The organism is Methylobacterium sp. C1 (assembly GCF_001854385.1).
In the GTDB taxonomy this organism is placed as follows: domain Bacteria; phylum Pseudomonadota; class Alphaproteobacteria; order Rhizobiales; family Beijerinckiaceae; genus Methylobacterium; species Methylobacterium radiotolerans.
The window spans coordinates 6,310,888-6,329,521 of sequence record NZ_CP017640.1; the positions used below are offsets into that span (position 1 = coordinate 6,310,888).

An 18,634-nucleotide genomic window follows, 5' to 3' on the forward strand; every position below is an offset into this window, starting at 1 on the left:
CCGCGCGCCGCTGCGCGTCTCTCACCCGCTCGCGAGCAGCTCTTTGAGTGCGTCGTCGAGGACCTTGATGTCGTCCGGGCTGGTGCCGGGCCCGCCCGCGAAATGGCCCCACCACGTGTCGATCACGCGCAGCTCCGCATTCGGCATGGCGGCCGCCTCGATGGCGTTGTCCTCGGGCGGGAAATACAGGTCGGTCGAGGCGGGCATCAGGATTGCCTTGGCGCGGATGGCGCCGAGCGCGGCCTTGAAGTCGCCCTTGAAGGTGTCGTTGGCGCTGATGTCGCCGTGCTGCCACGTCCACAGCATGGCGAGCAGGTTGTTGGCGTCGCGCTCGTAGAACAGGCCTTCCCAGAACCCGATCAGGAAATCCTCCAGCGAGGCGTAGCCCATGTGGGTGATGTCGGCCTCGAGCCGGTAGAAGGTCTGCGACAGGCCCCAGCCGGCGTAGACCCGGCCGAAGGCGCGCAGGCCCCGCGTCGGCGGGCTCGCGTACCAGCCCTCCGCCCAGGCGGCGTCGGCCTGCAGCGCCGCCTTGGCGCCTTCCAGGAAGACGTAATTGTGCCGGGAGCACTTGGCCGAGCCCTGAAACGGCAGGATCCTCGGCACCATGTCGGGGTACATCGACGCCCAGTGGTAGGTCTGGAGCGCGCCCATCGACCAGCCAGTGACGAGCACGAGTTTCTCGATGCCGAAATGCTCGGTGACCAGGCGGTGCTGGGCGCGGACGTTGTCGTAGGCGGTGACGTTGGGGAAGCGCGGCCCGTTCCAGGGCGCCGGCGTGTTGCTCGGCGAGGACGAGAGCCCGTTGCCGAACATGTTCGGGATGATGATGAAGTACTTGTCCGGGTCGAGCGCCTTGCCGGGGCCAATCAACCACTCGTTCTCGGTGTGCTGGCCCGAGTACCAGGTCGGGTAGACGATGGCGTTGTCCTTGGCCGGGCTCAGCGTCCCGAAGGTCTTGAAGGCGAGCTTGGCCGCGCGCAGCGTCTTGCCGCACTGGAGCACGAAGTCGCCGAGTTCGAAGATCTCGTAATCCGCCATGCGGGTGCCCCTAGACCGACAGGAACCGGGCGACGGCTGCCTCGTCGATCCCGTCGCGCGGGGCTTCGTGGACGATGGACCCGTTCTCCAGCACGATCACCCGGTCGGCGACGTCGAGGGCGAAGCTGAGGACCTGCTCCGACACCACGATGGAGAGGCCGCGCGCGTCGCGGATCTTCTTAAGCGTCCGGCCCATCTCCCGGATGATCGAGGGCTGGATGCCCTCGGTGGGCTCGTCGAGGAGCAGGACCTTCGGCCGGCTCGCCAGCGCCCGGGCGATGGCGAGCTGCTGCTGCTGGCCGCCCGAGAGGTTGCCGCCGCGCCGTCCCTTCATCTCCAGCAGGACCGGGAACATGTCGTACAGGTCCTGCGGGACCTTGCGGGTGCCGGTGACCGTCAGGCCGGTCTCGATGTTCTCCTGGACCGTCATGGTCGAGAAGATCATGCGGCCCTGCGGCACGTAGGCGAGGCCCTTGGCGACCCGGGCGTGGCTCTTGAGCCCGGCCACGTCCGCGCCCTCGACCTGGATCGACCCGGCCTTGACCGGCACGAGGCCCATCAGGGTCTTCATCAGCGTGGTCTTGCCCATGCCGTTGCGGCCCATCACGGCGACGATCTCGCCGGGGGCCACCGAGAAGGTCAGCCCGTGCAGGACCTCGCTCTGGCCGTAGGCGGCGTGCAGGTCCTCGACGGCGAGCGCCGGCGTAGCGGATGGGATCATGGCGAGCGGGGGCGCCTGGACCAGGGGCGGATGCGCGGTCTGAAGAGACGCCATCGTCAATGTCCCAAATAAACTTCGATGACCTTCGGGTCGTTCTTGACCCGCTCCATCGAACCCTCAGACAGCACCTTGCCCTGGTGCAGGACGGTCACCCGGTGGGCGATGTCCTCGACGAACTTCATGTCGTGCTCGATCACCAGCACCGAGCGGCCCTTGATGATCTGGTTGAGCAGCTCGGCGGTCTTGATCCGCTCGCCGACGCTCATGCCAGCCACCGGCTCGTCGAGCATCAGCAGTTCCGGGTCCTGGATCAGCAGCATGCCGATCTCCAGCCACTGTTTCTGGCCGTGGCTCAGGAACTCGGCCCGCTCCCGGAGCTGGTCCTTCAGGAAGATCGTCTCGGCGATGGCGTGGATGCGGTCGCGGACCTCCGCGTCCCGCTTGAACGTGAGGGCGCCGAAGACCGAGCGGCCGCGGGGGAACGAGATCTCCAGGTTCTCGAACACCGTCAGGTCGTCGTAGATCGACGGCGTCTGGAACTTGCGGCCGACGCCGGCCTGCACGATGGCGCTCTCGGAGAGCTTGGTCAGCTCCTGGCCCTTGTACTTGATCGAGCCGGCGCTGGCCCGGGTGCGCCCGCAGATCAGGTCGAGGACCGTGGTTTTGCCGGCGCCGTTCGGCCCGATGATCACCCGGATCTCGTCCGGATCGACGTAGAACGACACGTCGTTCACCGCCTTGAACCCGTCGAACGAGACCGTGAGCGCCTCGACGGCGAGGAGGTAGTCGGGCGGGGCCGCCTCGGCGCCGACCACGGGGGAGGAGAGGATCGCGGCGTTCATCGGAGACTCACTCGGCCGGGGCGCCGTGGGGCGGGACGATGGCGGGCGGCGGGGCGCGCAGGCCCTTCACCCGGCGGGTGAGGCGCGGCTCGATATGCTCGCGCCAGATCCCGGCGAGGCCGTTCGGGAAGGCCAGCACCACCGCGATGAACAGGGCGCCGAGGCCGAACAGCCAGAGATCCGGAAAACTCTCGGAGAAGCTGGTCTTGGCCCAATTGACGAGCAGCGTGCCCCAGACCGCGCCGAACAGGGACAGGCGCCCGCCGACCGCGGCGTAGATCACCATCTCGATCGAGGGGACGATGCCCACGAAGGAGGGCGACATGAACCCGACCTGGAGGGTGAACATCGCGCCGCCGATGGCCGCCAGTCCGGCGGCGAAGCAGAAGGCGAAGACCTTGAATCCGGCGACCGAGTAACCCGAGAAGCGGACCCGGTCCTCCTTGTCGCGCATGGCGACGAGGATGCGGCCGAGCTTCGACTTCTTCACGTACTGCGCCGCCAGGATGCAGGCGATCAGCAGGCCGCCATTGACGAAGTACAGGATGACCTTCGCGTGGTCGGTGCGGATGTCCCAGCCGTGGAGGGTGCGCAGGTCGGTGATGCCGTTGATGCCGCCGGTATAGCCCTGCTGGCCGACGATCAGGATGGTCAGGATCGCGGCGATCGCCTGGGTGATGATCGCGAAGTAGGTGCCGCCGACCCGGCGCTTGAACATCGCGAAGGAGATCAGCATCGCGAACAGGACCGGGACGGCGACCGCCAGGATCAGCGTCAGCGGCAGGCTCTTGAACGGCTGCCAGAACCAGGGGAGGGCCGTGATCTGGTTCCAGTCCATGAAGTCCGGGATGCCGGGCGTGGACTGGATCTTCGTGTTCTCGATGCTCGACGCTTCGAGCTTCAAGTACATCGCCATGCAGTAGCCGCCGAGGCCGAAGAACACGCCCTGACCGAGCGACAGGATCCCCGCGTAGCCCCAGCAGATCACCAGCCCGAGGGCGACGAACGCGTAGGTCAGGTACTTGCCGACGAGGTTGAGGCGGAAGCCGTCGAGCACCAGCGGCAGGACGACCAGGATCACCCCGGCGAGCAGGAGCAGGCTCAGCCACTCCACCGGCTTCATGAACGGGTTGTCGTTGACGGTGACGGATTTGGTGAGGGTCTGGACCGGATTCGTCATGGTCGAAAAATCCTCAGCGCCGGACCTTGAGGGTGAAGAGGCCCTGGGGCCTCAGCATCAGGATGCCGACCACCGCGAGCAGGGTGATCACCTTGGCCATCGAGCCGGAGAGGAAGAACTCCAGGGTCGACTGCGTCTGGGAGATCGAGAAGGCCGACGCGATGGTGCCGAGGAGGCTCGCGGCGCCGCCGAACACGACGATCAGGAAGGTGTCGACGATGTAGAGCTGGCCGGAGGTCGGCCCGGTCGACCCGATCATCGTGAACGCGGAGCCCGCGATCCCCGCGATGCCGCAGCCGAGGCCGAAGGTGTAGCGGTCGACCTTCTCGGTATCGATGCCGACGGCCCCCGCCATGGCGCGGTTCGACATGACCGCGCGGACCTGCTGGCCGAAGCGCGAGCGGAAGATCAGCAGCGCGACGCTGACGGTGATCAGGATCGTGACGGCCATGACGAACAGGCCGTTGATCGGGATCTCGATCGTGTCGGTGACCTGCACCGAGCCGATCAGCCAGGACGGCAGCTCGACGCCGACCTCGCGGGCACCGAAGATCGACCGGTAGGCCTGCTGGAGGATCAGCGACAGGCCCCAGGTGGCCAGCAGCGTGTCGAGCGGGCGCTTGTAGAGGAACCGGATCAGGCCCCATTCCACCAGCATTCCGAGCGCCCCGGAGGCGAGGAACGCCAGGCCCATCGCGATGAAGAAGTAGATCGGGAAGAGCGCCGGCAGGTAGGTCTGGAAGAAGGTCGAGCAGAGATAGGTGACGTAGGCGCCGAGGATCATGAACTCCCCGTGGGCCATGTTGATCACGCCCATCTGGCCGAAGATGATCGCGAGGCCGAGCGCCATCAGCAGGTAGACGGAGAACAGGATCAGGCCTGCGAAGCCCTGCATGGCGAAGATCGCGCCGAGGTCGCCGAGGGAGTAGTCGCCGAGCATGGTCCCGTTATCTCCGATCCGAGATGCGCTCCGCCCGCGGCGGAGGCCCGTGATCCCGCTCAGATCACCTCATCCTGAGGTGCCGGAGCGCAGCGGAGGCCTCGGAGGAGGGCTCCAGAACGCGCGCGGGTCCTGGAGAGCTCCTTCGAGGCAGGGCGATCGATGATCGCCCTGCACCTCAGGATGAGGTCGCGTGTTGGAGGCGCGCATACCGCGCGACTACTGGTACCCCTTCGGGAAAGGGTCCGGCTTGATCAGGTCTGGGCTGGTGTAGACGATCTCGAACTGGCCGTCGGGCTTGGCGCGGCCGACCCGGGTCTTCGACCAGAGGTGATGGTTCTCGTCGATCTTCACGTAGCCTTCGGGCGCGCCCTTGAACTCGATCCCGGGCGAGGCCGCCACCACCTTGTCGACGTCGAACGAGCCGGCCTTCTCGCAGGCCATCTTCCACAGGAACGGGCCGAGATAGGCCGCCTGCGTCACGTCGCCGATGACCGTCTTCTCGCCCCACATCTTCTTGAAGGCGGCGACGAACGCCTTGTTGTTCTCGTTCTGGATCGACTCGAAGTACTTCATGCAGGCGTAGGCCCCGGCGATGTTCTCGCCGCCGATGCCGTCGATCTCGTCCTCGGTGACCGAGATCGTCATCAGCACCTGCTTCGACAGGTCGATGCCGGCCGCCTTGAGCTGCTTGTAGAACGCCACGTTCGAGCCGCCGACCATCGTCGCGAAGATCACCTTCGGCTTGGTCAGCTTGATCTTGTTGATGACCGAGTTGAACTGCGTGTGGCCGAGGGGGAAGTACTCCTCGCCGACGACCTTGCCCTTGAGCACGTTCTCGACGTGCTTGCGGGCGATCTTGTTGGAGGTGCGCGGCCAGATGTAGTCGGAACCGATGAAGTAGAAGCTGTCGCCGCCCTTCTCCTTGTGGACCCAGTCGAGCCCGGCGAGGATCTGCTGGGTGGCCTCCTGGCCCGTGTAGAAGACGTTCTTCGACTGCTCCAGGCCCTCGTAGAAGGTCGGGTAGTAGAGGAGGCCGTTGTACTGCTCGAAGACGGGCAGCACCGCCTTGCGCGACGCCGAGGTCCAGCAGCCCATCACGGCGGCGCAGTGGTCGTTGACGAGGAGCTTCTTGGCCTTCTCGGCGAAGGTCGGCCAGTCGGAGGCGCCGTCCTCTTGGATGATCTTGATCTTGCGGCCGAGCACGCCGCCAGCGTCGTTGATCTGCTGGATCGCCAGCTTCTCGGCTTCCTGCGCGCCCGTCTCGGAGATCGCCATGGTGCCGGTGATCGAGTGCAGGATGCCGACGGTCACCTCGCTGTCGGTCACCGCGAGGCCCGTGGTGTTGACCGCCGAGGTCGGCGGGGCCGCCCAGGCCGACCGCGGCATCAGCGCCAGTGCCGGGGCGCCGGCCAGCCCCATGAGCAGTTTGCGCCGCAGCGGGGAGCGCAAGCCGTGATCGGCGCCGGTCTCGGTGTCGTCTGCCATGTGCCTGCCCCTGTTCGCGTCCGGGCCTTGAGAGGCGGTCCGGATCGACGAGCGCAGGCTAGGTCCTGGGTTGCGGTGCGGCCTATACGCGATTTTGCGTATGGCCGTGCTCTTGCATGCGTCGCACCATCGCGGCGGAATACTTTGAGGTCGGGGTGGCTGAGAGCGCGAATAGTGTGGGCATTGCGCCGGTGCGCGATGTTTCGCGCGCGCGTGACCGCCCACGCGCCCTGCCGCCCGGGACCGGCGGTCGGATCGGCCCGGCCGGGACCCCATGAGCGGTCCGCAGCGCATCATCCCCATCCGCCGGGACTACAACCGCTTCGTCGCCGACGAGACGCTGGAGGATTACGCCCTCCGCTTCACCGCCAAGAAGGCGCGGCGCTGGTCGAGCCTCGAGGTCGCGCAGACCGCCCTCGGCTCGATCTCGTTCCTGGCGCTGGAGGCGATCGGCGGGACGCTGGCGCTGACGGCTGGCTTCCCCAACACGGTCGCGGCCGTGCTGGTCGTCGGCCTGATCATCTTCGCCACCGCGGCGCCGATCACGGTCTACGCCGCCCGGCACGGCGTCGACATGGACCTGCTCACCCGGGGCGCGGGGTTCGGCTATCTCGGCTCGACCGTCACGTCGCTGATCTACGCGAGCTTCACCTTCCTGTTCTTCGCCATCGAGGCGGCGATCATGGCGCTGGCGCTGCAGCTCTGCTTCGGGCTGCCGCTCGGCATCGGCTACCTGCTCTGCGCGGGGGCGGTGATTCCCCTCGTCGTCTACGGGATCCGGCTGATCAGCCGGTTCCAGATCTGGAGCCAGCCGATCTGGCTCGGCCTGAGCCTGCTGCCGCTGATCTTCGTGGCGGCGCAGGGCGCGGGGCCGCTGCGGGCGCTCGCCGGCTTCCCGGGCCTCGACGGCGGCGGGGCCAACTTCGATCTCGCCCGGTTCGGGCTCGCCACCGGCGTCCTGCTGGCGCTGCTCGCCCAGGTCGGCGAGCAGGTCGACTTCTTGCGCTTCGTGCCGGAGCCACAGGGCCCGCGCGACCGCCGCTGGTGGCTGGCCGTCCTGTCGGGGGGCGCGGGCTGGATCCTGCCCGGGATGCTGAAGATCCTGCTCGGCGCCGCGCTGGCGGTCCTGGCGCTGGGCCACGGCGTCCCGGCCGAGCACGCTGCCGAGCCGACCCGCATGTACGCGGTGGCCTTCGGCTACCTGACGGGCGAGGGGAGCCGGGCGGCTCTGCTCCTCACCGGGCTGTTCGTCCTCGTGTCGCAGCTCAAGATCAACCTGACCAACGCCTATGCCGGCTCGATCGCGTGGTCGAACTTCTTCTCGCGCCTGACCCACAGCCATCCCGGGCGAGTGGTCTGGCTCGTGTTCAACGTCGCCATCGCGGTGCTCCTGATGGAGCTCGGCATCGACAAGACCATCGAGAGCACGCTGCCGCTCTACGCCTCCGTGGTCTCGGCCTGGGTCGGGGCCCTCGCCGCCGACCTCGCGGTCAACAAGCCGCTCGGCCTCTCGCCGCCGGGCATCGAGTTCAAGCGCGCCCATCTCTACGCCGTGAACCCGGTCGGCACCGGGGCCATGGCGCTGGCCCTCGCGGCCGGGGGCGCGGCCTATGTCGGCTGGCTCGGCGCGACCCTGCAGCCCTTCGCGCCGCTGCTGACTCTCGCCATCGCATTCTGTGCGGCCCCGGCGATCGCCTGGGCCACGGCCGGGCGCTGGTATCTCGCCCGGACGCCGAAGCAGGATTGGGGCGCGGCCGAGGTGGTCTGCCGGGTCTGCGAGCTGCCCTTCGAGGGCGAGGACATGGCCCATTGCCCGGCCTACGACGCGCCGATCTGCTCCCTCTGCTGCTCGCTCGACGCCCGCTGCGGCGACCTGTGCAAGCCCCATGGACGCCTGGAAGCGCAGGCGCAGGCCGCCGTCGCCCGGATCCTGCCGGGCCGAACCGCCGCCTGGATCGGCGCGCCGCTCGGCCGCTACCTCGCGGTGATGCTGACGCTCTGCGCGGTGATCGGGCTGATCCTCGGGATCGTGCACGCGGGCGCGACGATCGCCCACCCGGAGAATCGCGAGTTCCTGCGCACGGCGCTGACCAGCGTGTTCTTCACGCTGGTGGTGATCCTCGGCGTCGTGGCGTGGCTGTTCGTGCTCGCCCAGGAGAGCCGGCGCGTCGCCCAGGCCGAGACGATGCGCCAGACCGCGCTCTACCAAGCCGAGATCGCTGCCCACAAGGTCACCGACGCCAAGCTGCAGGAGGCCAAGGAGCGGGCCGAGGCCGCCAACCAGGCCAAGAGCCGCTACGTGGTCGGGATCAGCCACGAGCTGCGCACGCCGCTCTCCACCGTCCTCGGCTACGCCCAGCTGCTCGAGTCCGACCCGGCGATCCCGGCGCACCGCGTCAACGGCCTGCGGGTGATCCGGCGCAGCGCCCAGCACCTCTCCGGCCTGATCGACGGCCTCCTCGACATCTCGCGCATGGAGGCGGGACGCCTCCAGATCCACCGGGACGAGGTCCGGCTGACCGACTTCCTCGACCAGCTCGTCGACATGGTCCGTCTCCAGGCGCGGGAGGCCGGACTGGAGTTCCGGTTCTCGAGGCCCGAGATCCTGCCGGCGGTGGTCGCCACCGACGAGAAGCGCCTGCGGCAGGTGCTGCTCAACCTCCTGTCGAACGCCATCAAGTTCACCGAAGCCGGCACCGTCTCGCTGGACCTGAGCTACCGGAGCCAGATCGCCGTCTTCACGATCCGCGACACCGGCCCGGGCATCCCGGAGGCCGATCTCGCGCGGATCTTCGAGCCCTTCGAGCGCGGCTCGACCCCGGCCGCCCGGAGCACGCCGGGGACCGGGCTCGGGCTGACCATCGCCAACCTGCTGGCGCAGCTGCTGGGCGGCGAGATCACCGTGACGGCCGCCCCGGGCGGCGGCACGCAGGCGCGGCTGCGCCTGATGCTGGCCTCCGTGGCCCAGCCCGCGCCGATCGCCCCGCCCGCGCCGACGGCGTCCCCGGAGCGGGCCTACGCGGGGGCGCGCCGGACCGTCCTGGTCGCCGACGACGACAGCGCCCACCGCGCGCTGATGCGCGCGATTCTCGAGCCGCAGGGCATCGCCGTGCGGGAGGCCGGGTCGGGAGCCGAGTGCCTCGCGATGGTCGCGCAGGGTGGCGTCGACCTCGTCCTCCTCGATATCGCGATGCCCGGGATGAGCGGCTGGGCGGCGGCGGCGGCGTTGCGGCAGGCCGGTCATACCGGCCCGATCGCCATGATGTCCGCCAACGTCCACGAGATCAGCCCGACCCGCGGCGACGACGCCCCCCACGACGCGATCTTCGCGAAGCCCTTCGACCTGCGCGACGTGATGGAGCGGATCGGCAAGCTCCTGCACCTCGAGTGGACCGAGGGCGCCGCGCCGGCGCGGCCCGAGCCCGTCCCGGCCGCCGCGGACCTCCCGGGACCGGGGCCCGAACATGTCGGCGAACTCCTGCGCCTCGGCCGGATCGGGCACATCCGCGCCATCGAGGCCAAGCTGACTCAGATGGAGGCGGATGCGACCGTGCCGCCCGCCTTCGTCGCCCGCATGCGCGGACTGGTCGAGGGGTACGACCTGCGCCGCTACCTCTCGGTCCTGCAGGAGCTCGCCCGCCATGGCTGAGGCGCCGACGGTTCAGCCGCACCGGGACATCGTCCTTGTGATCGACGATTCACCCGATACGCTGAGCTTCCTCACCGAGGCGATCGAGCGGTCCGGCGCCACCGTGCTGGTCGCGGTCGGCGGCGATCTCGCCCTGACCCTGGTGGACGAGATCACGCCGGACGTGATCCTGCTCGACGCGGTGATGCCGGGCCTCGACGGGTTCGAGACCTGCCGGCGGCTCAAGGCCAAGCCGCAGCTCGCCGGCGTGCCGGTGATCTTCATGACCGGGCTGAGCGAGACCGAGCACATCGTGAAGGGGCTCTCTGCCGGCGGGGTCGACTACGTCACGAAGCCCATCGCCCCGGACGAGATCCTGGCCCGGATCCGCGTGCATCTGGCGAGCGCCCGCGCCGCGCAGAGCGCCCGGGCCGCCCTCGACACCGCCGGGAGGACGCTGTTCGCGGTCGCCGAGGACGGCACGGTCCTGTGGTCGACGCCGCAGGCCGGGCGTCTGCTCGCCGGACTCGGCGCGGATCCGTCCGGCGCCCGCGCGCTGCCCGCCGGCGCCCGCGACTGGCTGCGTGGCTGCCTCGCCGGCGCCGCCCAGCCGCTCGCGCTGACCGATCGCGACGGCGTCGCCTACGCCCTGAGCTTCATCGGCCGCACCCCGGACGAGATCCTGCTCCGCCTGTCACGCGACGCGCTGTCGGCGGGGGTCGAGCGGCTGCGGGCGCGCCTGCCGGTCACCGGGCGCGAGGCGGAGGTTCTCCTCTGGCTGTCCCGGGGCAAGTCGAGCCGCGACATCGGCGAGATCCTCGGGCTCAGCCACCGGACCGTGACGAAGCACCTCGAGGGCATCTACGCGAAGCTCGGTGTGGAGAACCGCACGGCCGCCTCGATCATCGCGGCGCGGCACCTGCAGGATTGAGCCCGCTCGCGAACCGGTCGGCAGGGTTGCGGTGGCCGCGGATCCCCAAGCTTGTCCACAGGCCCGGGTGCTCGGGGAAACGCCTTGGTAAGCCCCGCCGCCTCACGGTCCCAGCTCAGCCCGACAAGCCGAGTCCGGATGCGATGATGACCAGCCAGCAGCTCGCCGACGAACTGAAGCGGATCGCCACCACACAGGTCAGCGACATCACGCGGGCGGTGAAGGAAGGCCAGAAGTCGATCGCCCTCAACGAGGTGCGGGACATGGCGCGGCGCCTCGGCCTGCTCGCGGACGCCTTCGATCCGAAATCCGCGGCCGACAGGTCCGAGCCCGCCGCCGATACCGCCGGCGATCCGCTGGACGACGCTCAGGCCGCCTGACACCCGTTGCCGGCGGTGTCCCGCCGGCCCCTCCGAGGAGCGCTCCATGGTCCGCGCCCATTTCACCATCCGCCTCGGCAACGCCTCGCTCCCGGCCTCGGCGGCCCAGTGGGTCGAGGATGCCGAGGCCGCCCGGTCGACCGCGCGCACGATCGTGCAGGGGCTGATGCGTCAGCACGGCGGTGACCCGCGCCTCATGGAGGCCGCGATGGTGATCACCGACGACGACGGCGCCGTTCTCCTGGAGATGTCCTTCTTCGACACGCTCTACCTGCCGGTCGAGCCGGTCCCGGACGCCGACCGGCGCCGGCCGCGCGCGCCGCGCAGGGCCGCGCCGCGGGGACTGACCGCCGCCCTCGGGCCCGTCCGGCGCCTCGCCGGCGCGCTCGGCATGCGCGCGCAGCAGCCCCTGTCCGGGCGGTGAGGCCCGCTCAGCCGTAGAGATCGCCGACCACGAAGCCGCGCGGCGCGAGGCGCTCGGCCAGCACGCGCCGGTGGCAGCCGGCCGGATCGCGCTCGAAGCAGAGCAGGCAGATCGGCGACGCCTCGGCGAGCGCGGCGAGCTCGTCCAGCGCCGCGATCCCGGCGGCGGTATCCAGCACCTCCTCGCAGTAGATCCGGCGCATCAGCCCCGCGTCCCCGGCCCGCGCCGCCTGCCGGCCGGATTTCGGGGTGCCGAGGCTGCGCAGATGCGCGTAGCCGAGCCCGGCCTCGTGCAGGGACGTGCCGAGCGCGCCCTTCGAGAAGCCGCGCTTGCGCGAATTCGCCACTGCCCGGACATCCGCCAGCACCGCGACGCCGGCCGAGCGCAGGACGCCGACGAGGCGCTCCGGGTCGAGGCCTTCGTAGCCTATGGTAAAGAGTTGCTTACTCACGGTGTCCCGTCCGGACTCGCGTTGCGGAACCGCGACTTAGCCGGATGCGGGCCTGTGAACCAGCCGGGGATCGGCGCCGTATGTCGCGGGGATGCAACGCGTCCCGGAATTCCGCCGCAATGATCGCAAAGCTCCGTTAACCGCGCCGGGGCCATCGAATACGCCTGTCTGTGGCGCTTCTTCGGTGGCGGGCTAAACACTGATGTCGCGGATTTTAGAGCTTTCGCGGTCGCCGTTCGGGGAAGTCGCTCGGAACTTGAGCGAACGCCTGAGGCCGGCCCGTCGCCTCGCCGGCCGGTTCGCCGCCGCCGCCATCCTGGCCGGGCTCGCGGCCTGCGCGTCGAACAACGACTTCTATCCGACCAAGGGCGACGTGAAGCCCCATCCGGGCGTGGCCAAGGCCAAGCTTCACCCGATCCAGGGCATCGACATCTCGAAGTGGCAGGGCAACGTCGACTGGGCCTCGGTCCGGGCCGCCGGCACCCAGTTCGCCTTCATCAAGGCCACCGAGGGCGGCGACCACGTCGACGAGCGCTTCCGGACCAACTGGGACGCCGCCGCCCGGGCCGGCGTGCCGCGCGGGGCCTACCACTTCGTGTTCTGGTGCCGCTCCGCCAGGGAGCAGATGGACTGGTTCAAGAAGAACGTCCCGAACGACCCCACCGCGCTCCCGCCGGTCCTCGACGTCGAGTGGAACGGCCACTCGCAGACCTGCCCGAAGAAGCTGCCCAAGGCCCAGGCCCTGGCGATGGTCACCGAGATGCTCGAGGAGATGGAGCGCTACACCGGCAAGCGCCCGATCATCTACACCGACATCACCTTCCACAAGGACGTCCTGGAGGGCGAGCTCCCCGACTACCCGCACTGGCTGCGCTCCACCGCGGCCGAGCCCGAGCAGCGCTTCGTCAACCGCAAGTGGATGCTGTGGCAGTTCACCTCCACGGGCCGGGTCCCGGGCGTGCGCGGCGACGTCGACCGCAACGCCTTCTACGGCACGCCGTCCGAGTGGGCCTCGTTCCTGGCCACCGACTGCGACCCGCGCGAGCACAAGCGGCTCTCGGAGCAGGGTCTCTGCACGGATAAGTAGATGAAAGCCTTCGGCAAAACCTAGGTTAGTTCAGGGGCGCAGAGCGCGGGGTATGGCTGACGGGCCCGCGCACCGGCGGGCGAGCCTCGAGAGGATCCTGACGGGAAACTCTCCTCCCGCACCTCTCCGTCCCCCATGCCGATCGACTCTGCCGCCTCCACCGGCAACCTGCTCCTCGACGCGCTGTCTGGTTCGGACCGGGCCCTGATCGCGCCCCATCTGGAGCCGGTGACCTTCGCCAAGGGCGACACGGCGCTCTCGGCGGCCGTCGCGGCGAGCCACGTGATCTTCCCCCACGTCCAGACTGTCGTGGCGCTGATCGTCGCCACGCGGGACGGCAGGACGGCCGAGATCGCGAGCGTCGGGCACGAGGGTGCGATCGGCGGGATCATCGGAGAGGGCCGGCTGCCGGCCGCGGTCAGCGGGTTGGTGCAGGTCGGCGGGGCTGCGCTGCGCCTCGACGCGGAGCGTCTCCGGCAGGCTGCGCTCGGATCCGAGACGCTCCGCGACCTGTTCGCGCGCTACGCCGACTGCTTCCTGGCCCAGCTGTTCCAGATCGCGGCCTGCAACGCCCTGCACCCGATCGAGCAGCGCTGCCTCCGCTGGCTGCTGTCGCTGCAGGACCGGACCGGCGGCGACACCCTCCCGATCACCCACGAGTTGCTGGCCTCCATGCTCGGGGTCCAGCGCACCTACCTCACCCGGATCCTGCGGGTGCTGCAGGAGCAGGGCCTCGTCCGGGTCGGCCGCGGGCGCATCACGATCCTCGACCGCCGGGCGGTCTCCAACGCCGCCTGCGAGTGCCACGCCCGCGTGCGGATCCAGTGCGAGGCGGTGCTCGGCGCGGCCTACGGGGCCGACACGAACCGCCGGACCGAGCCGGCCGAGACGCTCTCGCGACTCCGGTGAGGGACCGGCGCGCGGTCAGTCGACGACCGGCACGCAGACCGGCGCCGCGAGACCCGGCACCGGCGCCACCACCACGTCGATCCCGTAGATCAGGCGCAGCAGGTCCGGCGTGACCGTCGCGGCGGCGGGCCCGTCGGCGACGAGGCGGCCCGCGTGCAGGGCGATGAGTCGATCGGCGCAGAGCAGGGCGTGGCCGGGATCGTGCGTCGAGAACAGCACGGCGATGCCGGCCTCGGCGAGGCGGCGGATCTGCCCGAGGACGCGGGCCTGATTGCCGAAATCGAGGCTGGCGGTCGGCTCGTCCATGACGAGGAGCCGCGGCTCGCCGCTGAGAGCCCGCGCGATCAGCGCGAGCTGCCGCTCGCCACCGCTGATCTCGGTGTAGACCTGATCGGCGAGGTGCCCGATTCCCAGGGCGGCCAGAGCCCGCTCGGCGGCCGCGACGTCGGCGCGACCGGGGGCGGCGAACGGGCCGAGCCGGCTCGCCCGGCCCATCACGACGACCTCGCGCACCGTGAACGGGAAGAACGCCGCGTGCGCCTGGGGCACGGCGGCGATCGCGCGGGCCACGGCGACCCGCGACAGCCGCGACAGATCGGCGCCGTCGAGGATCACCCGCCCGGCGCGGGCCGGCAGCAGGCCGAGCAGCGTCTGGAACAGCGTGGTCTTGCCGCCGCCGTTCGGCCCGACGAGGCACATCACCTCGCCCGCGGTGAGGTCGAAAGACACGCCCTGGGCGACGGTGCGGCCGGCCGTGCGGCCGCCGTACCCGACGGCGAGGTCCCGGACCTGGAGCAGCATCAGCTGAAGCCCCGGCGCCCGGACGCCAGCAGCCAGAGGAAGAACGGCGCCCCCACGAGCGCCGTCAGGATGCCGAGGGGCACCTCGACGGTGCCCAGATTCCGCGCGATCAGGTCGACCAGCACCAGGTAGCCCGCGCCGAGCACCAGCGAGGCCGGCAGCAGGCGGCGGTAATCCGGCCCGACCAGGAGCCGAGCGACGTGCGGCACGATCAGCCCGATCCAGCCGATGACCCCGGTCATCGCCACGGCCGCCGCCGTGATCAGGGTCGCGCCGGCGATCAGGACGGGACGGAGCAACCGAGTTTCCACACCGAGGGCCCGCGCCTCCGCGTCGCCGAGACTCATCAGGTTCATGCGCCAGCGCAGGAGCACCAGGGGCACGAGGCCGAGCAGCATCATCGGCAGGGTGGCGGCGACGTCGCCGAGGGTGACCGAGGATAGGCTGCCGAGGAGCCAGAACGTGATCGCCGGCAGCTGGTTGTAGGGATCGGCCAGGACCTTGAGGAGCGAGATGCCAGCTCCGAGCACCGCCCCCACCGCGACCCCGGCCAGGACCAGGGTCAGGACCGGATCGTGCCGCCGCACGGCGAGGCCGACGCCGTAGACCGCCGCGACGGCGCCGAGCCCGCCCAGGAAGGCCAGGGCCTGGATCGGGGCCACCGGCAGGCCGAGATAGATCCCGAGCACGGCCCCGAGCCCGGCGCCGGCCGAGACGCCGAGGATGTCGGGCGAGACCAGCGGGTTGCGGAACAGGCCCTGGTAGGTCGCCCCCGCCGCCGAGAGGGCCGCGCCCACGACCAGCGCGGCGATCACCCGCGGCAGGCGCACCTGCATCACGACCGTCTCCGCCGTCGCCGGGGCCCGGGCCGGCAGCCCGAGCAGCCGGTTCCCGAGGATGGCGGCGAGGTCCGCGGGCGCGACCGGGTACTTGCCGACAGCCAGCGCGAGGGCGGTCAGCGCCAGCAGGGCGAGCCCGGACAACAGCGCAGCGGGCAGGCGGCGTCGGGCGCGCGCCCGGATCATCACGGCGGCGGCCGGGACGCGGCTCACCGGGCCGGGCCCGGGGACGAGCCCGGTGTCGAGCTCGGCCGAGCGCCCGGCGTCGGGGCGAGGAGAGCGGCGACCTGACCGGCATCAAGGTCGACGTGGTAGAAGCGACTGTAGAAGGCGCGCGCCACGTCGGGCATCGGCTGCGGGAACAGGTCCGGATGGAGCCGGGCCGCGAGCCAGCGCAGGCCGATCAGCCGGTTGACCCCCGGCGGCGCGTCGAACCACGGGAACGGCTGGAGCGGCGCCACGTAGACCCGCCCGCTCCGTACGGCCCGGACGTCCCGCCACAGCGGGTCGGCGCTCAGCCCGGCCGCGAAGGCCGGATCGAGGGTGACGATCACGTCCGGATTCCAGGCGAGAACCTGCTCGGGCGAGACGTTGCCGAGGCGGCCGCCACCGTCCTGCGCGACGTTGCGGCCGCCGGCGACCTCGACCAGCTCGGTGTTGATCGATCCGGCGAACCCCGTCTCCAGCCCGCGCGGCCCGCGCGCGTAGTAGACCCGGGGCCGCTTCTCCTCCGGGACCGCCGCGACGGCGCGCTCCACCGTGTCGGCGAGACGCTGGGCCTCCGCCGCCAGGGCGTCCGCGTCGGACTGACGGCCCAGGGCCGCGCCGAGCTGCCGATAGGCTTCCGGGGTCTTCGCGAGGCTGCCGTCCAGCAGGATGTAGGGGATCCCGGTCTGGGCCTGGACCCGGTCGGCGAGCGACGCGTAGGTCGGCCCGAGGCTGCCCGAATCCACGATCAGGTCGGGCTTGGCGGCGAGCACCGCCTCGACATTCGCGGTCCCGCCGCGCCCGGTGAGGCGGCCGTAGGCGGGGAGCGCGCGGGTCCGGGGCTCGAGGAAGGGCATCGCCGCGGGATGCGGGGCGCTCACCCATCCGGCCATCAGGTCGGGCGCCAGGGTGTAGAGCAGCACCGCGGCGGGCGGTCCCGCGGCGAGCACCCGCCCGACCCGCTCGGGGAGCTCGACCGTGCGGCCGGCCGCGTCCGTGAACGGGCGCGCCGCCGCCCCGCCGGACGCCGCCAGCAACGCGATCAGCGCCGCGGCCAGGGCGCGGCGGCGGCCGGCTCTCGGCGCCATCAGGCGGGCTTCCGCTCCAGGATCTCGATCAGCGCGCCGTCGGGTCCCTCCACGAAAGCGATCCGCAGGTCGGGACCGCGCGCCGTGATGCCGGTCCGCACCGTCACGCCCCGGGCGATGAGATCGGCCATCGCGGCCTCGATGTCGGCGACGCGCAGCCCGACATGCTCGATCCCGAGACAGGGCGTGGCGGTCGCCGGCGCGATCTCATCCGGGGCCTGCTCGATGAAGACGGCGAGGCCGCCGAGGTCGAGCACGACCCGCTGCACGGGGTCCGCGCCGACGCGCTTCACCTCCCGGGCCCCGAACGTCTCGACGTAGAAGGAAGCGGCCGCGACGGCATCGCGGCTGCGCAGGTGGAGGTGGTCGCAGGCGTAGTGCATCGGCTCTCCGGCCCCGGATGACATGGGCGGGTGCGGCCCCCGGTGCCGTCGCGCCGGAGGCGCCGCTGCGCGCCGGGTCCGACGATAGGGCCGGCGCGGAGCCGCGGCGAGACCGGCCGCTTGACGTTCGGCACGAACCCGCAGACTTTCGCCGCCAGGACCGTTGCAGGGATGCAACATCCATCCCACATCCCGGTCGCGAACCCACATCGCACAGCCAACCGCACAGCCAAGAGATCCATGCGCAATCCCTACGACGTGCTGGGCGTGGCCAAGGGGGCGAGCGAGGCCGAGATCAAGAAGGCCTATCGCAAGCTCGCCAAGGACTTCCACCCCGACCGCAACAAGAACGACGCGAAGGCCAAGGACCGGTTCGCCGAGGCGAACTCGGCCTACGAGATCCTGGGCGACGCCGAGAAGCGCAAGCAGTTCGACCGCGGCGAGATCGACGCCGAGGGCAAGCCGCGCGCGACCGGCTTCGAGGGATTCGGAGGCTTCGGCGGCGGACGCGGGGGCAATTTCGACTTCGAGAACATGGCGCGCGCCCAGCGCGGCGGCGGCATGGGCGGCGGCATGGGCGAGGACATCTTCTCGCACATCTTCGGCGAGGCGTTCCGCGCCGGCGGCGCCGGTCCGGGCGGCCAGCGCCAGGCGGCCAAGGGCGAGGACGTCGCCGCGGAGCTGCTGGTGACGCTGGAGCAGGTCGCCAGCGAGGAGAAGCTGCGTCTCGCTCTGCCCACGGGCCGTGAGGTCGACGTCGTCATTCCCCGCGGCGTGGTCGACGGCCAGACCATCCGGCTGCGCGGCCTCGGCCAGAGCGGCGGGCCCCGGGCCGAACCGGGCGACGCCCTGCTGACCATCCGGATCCGGCCGCACCCGCGGTTCACCGTCGAGGGGGCCGACCTGCGCACCGGCGTCGACGTTCCGCTGGAGGATGCCGTGCTCGGCGGCACGATCCGCGTGCCGACGCTCACCGGTGCCGTCGAGATGAAGATTCCGGCAATGACGAGTTCCGGCCGGACCTTCCGCCTCCGCGGCAAGGGGCTGCCGAAGAAGGACGGCACCCGCGGGGACCTGTTCGCCACCACGGCGATCGTCCTGCCGGAGGGCGAGGACGCGGCCCTGACCGAATTCGCCCGCGGCCGCCGGGCCACCAATGCGGCCTGACGGGCGGGAACAGCCTTCGGGGCGCGCCTGACCGCGCTCGGTGGCGTCCCGGACTTCCGTCGCCGGGCCGCCTCCGCTAAGGAGGCCCCCCGGCCCCGAGAGGGGTCGCGCGGCTTCGGGATCGATC

At 70.8% G+C, this 18,634-nt stretch carries 18 protein-coding genes; 7 read left to right on the top strand and 11 right to left on the bottom strand.

All coding sequences use genetic code 11. From position 1 onward, the window contains the following. Window positions 1-21 precede the first annotated feature (21 nt). From BKE41_RS29195 to urtA, 6 genes are all read right to left on the bottom strand, one after another. Window positions 22-1,041, bottom strand: coding sequence for an alpha/beta fold hydrolase (locus tag BKE41_RS29195; protein ID WP_043075077.1), 1,020 nt, complete (start codon window positions 1,039-1,041; stop codon window positions 22-24). Window positions 1,042-1,051: 10 nt separating this feature from the next. After that, window positions 1,052-1,762 carry an urea ABC transporter ATP-binding subunit UrtE gene (gene urtE, locus BKE41_RS29200; protein WP_041372884.1) on the bottom strand — a complete coding sequence of 237 codons (711 nt, stop codon included), beginning with the start codon at window positions 1,760-1,762 and terminating at the stop codon, window positions 1,052-1,054. A gap of 56 nt (window positions 1,763-1,818) precedes the next feature. Then, window positions 1,819-2,604 (bottom strand): urea ABC transporter ATP-binding protein UrtD, encoded by a 786-nt coding sequence (urtD, locus tag BKE41_RS29205; protein WP_012322397.1) that lies wholly within the window; start codon window positions 2,602-2,604, stop codon window positions 1,819-1,821. A gap of 7 nt (window positions 2,605-2,611) precedes the next feature. Continuing rightward, the gene (urtC, locus tag BKE41_RS29210) at window positions 2,612-3,784 is read right to left on the bottom strand and encodes an urea ABC transporter permease subunit UrtC (protein WP_012322398.1); all 1,173 of its coding nucleotides are present in this window, start codon (window positions 3,782-3,784) and stop codon (window positions 2,612-2,614) included. Window positions 3,785-3,797: 13 nt separating this feature from the next. Continuing rightward, window positions 3,798-4,724, bottom strand: a complete 927-nt coding sequence (gene urtB, locus BKE41_RS29215; RefSeq protein ID WP_012322399.1) for an urea ABC transporter permease subunit UrtB — start codon at window positions 4,722-4,724, stop codon at window positions 3,798-3,800. Window positions 4,725-4,943: 219 nt separating this feature from the next. Next, the gene (gene urtA, locus BKE41_RS29220) at window positions 4,944-6,212 is read right to left on the bottom strand and encodes an urea ABC transporter substrate-binding protein (protein WP_071000586.1); all 1,269 of its coding nucleotides are present in this window, start codon (window positions 6,210-6,212) and stop codon (window positions 4,944-4,946) included. Window positions 6,213-6,486: 274 nt separating this feature from the next. Here urtA and BKE41_RS29225 point away from each other — a divergent pair, with 274 nt between their 5' ends. From BKE41_RS29225 to BKE41_RS29240, 4 genes are all read left to right on the top strand, one after another. Then, window positions 6,487-9,861, top strand: a complete 3,375-nt coding sequence (locus tag BKE41_RS29225) for an ATP-binding protein (RefSeq protein ID WP_012322401.1) — start codon at window positions 6,487-6,489, stop codon at window positions 9,859-9,861. Continuing rightward, complete coding sequence (locus BKE41_RS29230; protein ID WP_029361375.1) at window positions 9,854-10,771, top strand: DNA-binding response regulator; 918 nt, start codon at window positions 9,854-9,856, stop codon at window positions 10,769-10,771. Before BKE41_RS29225 ends, BKE41_RS29230 begins: the two co-directional genes overlap by 8 nt. Window positions 10,772-10,917: 146 nt before the next feature. After that, entirely contained in the window at window positions 10,918-11,151 is a 234-nt protein-coding gene (locus tag BKE41_RS29235) for a hypothetical protein (protein ID WP_024828046.1), read from the top strand. A 46-nt stretch (window positions 11,152-11,197) separates the two neighbouring features. Then, window positions 11,198-11,575 carry a hypothetical protein gene (locus BKE41_RS29240; RefSeq protein ID WP_012322404.1) on the top strand — a complete coding sequence of 126 codons (378 nt, stop codon included), beginning with the start codon at window positions 11,198-11,200 and terminating at the stop codon, window positions 11,573-11,575. Between the two features lie 7 nt (window positions 11,576-11,582). Here BKE41_RS29240 and BKE41_RS29245 read toward each other — a convergent pair whose 3' ends face one another. Beyond that, complete coding sequence (locus BKE41_RS29245) at window positions 11,583-12,026, bottom strand: DUF488 domain-containing protein (protein ID WP_029361377.1); 444 nt, start codon at window positions 12,024-12,026, stop codon at window positions 11,583-11,585. Between the two features lie 202 nt (window positions 12,027-12,228). Between BKE41_RS29245 and BKE41_RS29250 the strand changes: the two genes are divergently transcribed. Both BKE41_RS29250 and BKE41_RS29255 read left to right on the top strand, forming a co-directional pair. Next, entirely contained in the window at window positions 12,229-13,113 is an 885-nt protein-coding gene (locus BKE41_RS29250; RefSeq protein WP_012322406.1) for a GH25 family lysozyme, read from the top strand. Window positions 13,114-13,248: 135 nt separating this feature from the next. Continuing rightward, a complete protein-coding gene (locus BKE41_RS29255) occupies window positions 13,249-14,022 on the top strand; it encodes a Crp/Fnr family transcriptional regulator (protein WP_053621308.1) in 774 nt (257 codons plus the stop codon). Window positions 14,023-14,037: 15 nt separating this feature from the next. Here the strand turns inward: BKE41_RS29255 and BKE41_RS29260 are convergent, their stop codons facing one another. Genes BKE41_RS29260 through BKE41_RS29275 form a run of 4 tightly spaced genes read right to left on the bottom strand, consistent with a single transcriptional unit; the run spans window position 14,038 to window position 17,340 of the window. Then, entirely contained in the window at window positions 14,038-14,823 is a 786-nt protein-coding gene (locus tag BKE41_RS29260) for an ABC transporter ATP-binding protein (RefSeq protein WP_024828044.1), read from the bottom strand. Further along, window positions 14,823-15,848: an iron ABC transporter permease gene (locus BKE41_RS29265; protein WP_012322409.1), complete on the bottom strand. Its 1,026-nt coding sequence runs from the start codon at window positions 15,846-15,848 to the stop codon at window positions 14,823-14,825. The genes BKE41_RS29260 and BKE41_RS29265 overlap by 1 nt, the downstream gene beginning before the upstream one ends. 23 nt (window positions 15,849-15,871) lie before the next feature. Then, window positions 15,872-16,957: an ABC transporter substrate-binding protein gene (locus BKE41_RS29270; RefSeq protein WP_024828042.1), complete on the bottom strand. Its 1,086-nt coding sequence runs from the start codon at window positions 16,955-16,957 to the stop codon at window positions 15,872-15,874. Beyond that, the gene (locus BKE41_RS29275; RefSeq protein ID WP_012322411.1) at window positions 16,957-17,340 is read right to left on the bottom strand and encodes a VOC family protein; all 384 of its coding nucleotides are present in this window, start codon (window positions 17,338-17,340) and stop codon (window positions 16,957-16,959) included. Before BKE41_RS29275 ends, BKE41_RS29270 begins: the two co-directional genes overlap by 1 nt. A gap of 240 nt (window positions 17,341-17,580) precedes the next feature. Here BKE41_RS29275 and BKE41_RS29280 point away from each other — a divergent pair, with 240 nt between their 5' ends. Then, window positions 17,581-18,507 carry a J domain-containing protein gene (locus tag BKE41_RS29280; RefSeq protein WP_012322412.1) on the top strand — a complete coding sequence of 309 codons (927 nt, stop codon included), beginning with the start codon at window positions 17,581-17,583 and terminating at the stop codon, window positions 18,505-18,507. The last annotated feature ends 127 nt before the right edge of the window (window positions 18,508-18,634 follow it).

Coding starts and splice junctions, on each gene's coding strand:
- BKE41_RS29235 (WP_024828046.1), top strand. CDS start 10,918: ATGACCAGCCAGCAGCTCGCCGACGAACTGAAGCGGATCGCCACCACA.
- BKE41_RS29240 (WP_012322404.1), top strand. CDS start 11,198: ATGGTCCGCGCCCATTTCACCATCCGCCTCGGCAACGCCTCGCTCCCG.
- urtB (WP_012322399.1), bottom strand. CDS start 4,724: ATGCTCGGCGACTACTCCCTCGGCGACCTCGGCGCGATCTTCGCCATG.
- BKE41_RS29195 (WP_043075077.1), bottom strand. CDS start 1,041: ATGGCGGATTACGAGATCTTCGAACTCGGCGACTTCGTGCTCCAGTGC.
- BKE41_RS29255 (WP_053621308.1), top strand. CDS start 13,249: ATGCCGATCGACTCTGCCGCCTCCACCGGCAACCTGCTCCTCGACGCG.
- urtA (WP_071000586.1), bottom strand. CDS start 6,212: ATGGCAGACGACACCGAGACCGGCGCCGATCACGGCTTGCGCTCCCCG.
- BKE41_RS29225 (WP_012322401.1), top strand. CDS start 6,487: ATGAGCGGTCCGCAGCGCATCATCCCCATCCGCCGGGACTACAACCGC.
- BKE41_RS29260 (WP_024828044.1), bottom strand. CDS start 14,823: ATGCTGCTCCAGGTCCGGGACCTCGCCGTCGGGTACGGCGGCCGCACG.
- urtE (WP_041372884.1), bottom strand. CDS start 1,762: ATGATCCCATCCGCTACGCCGGCGCTCGCCGTCGAGGACCTGCACGCC.
- BKE41_RS29270 (WP_024828042.1), bottom strand. CDS start 16,957: ATGGCGCCGAGAGCCGGCCGCCGCCGCGCCCTGGCCGCGGCGCTGATC.
- BKE41_RS29230 (WP_029361375.1), top strand. CDS start 9,854: ATGGCTGAGGCGCCGACGGTTCAGCCGCACCGGGACATCGTCCTTGTG.
- BKE41_RS29275 (WP_012322411.1), bottom strand. CDS start 17,340: ATGCACTACGCCTGCGACCACCTCCACCTGCGCAGCCGCGATGCCGTC.
- BKE41_RS29265 (WP_012322409.1), bottom strand. CDS start 15,848: ATGATCCGGGCGCGCGCCCGACGCCGCCTGCCCGCTGCGCTGTTGTCC.
- BKE41_RS29250 (WP_012322406.1), top strand. CDS start 12,229: ATGTCGCGGATTTTAGAGCTTTCGCGGTCGCCGTTCGGGGAAGTCGCT.
- BKE41_RS29280 (WP_012322412.1), top strand. CDS start 17,581: ATGCGCAATCCCTACGACGTGCTGGGCGTGGCCAAGGGGGCGAGCGAG.
- urtD (WP_012322397.1), bottom strand. CDS start 2,604: ATGAACGCCGCGATCCTCTCCTCCCCCGTGGTCGGCGCCGAGGCGGCC.
- urtC (WP_012322398.1), bottom strand. CDS start 3,784: ATGACGAATCCGGTCCAGACCCTCACCAAATCCGTCACCGTCAACGAC.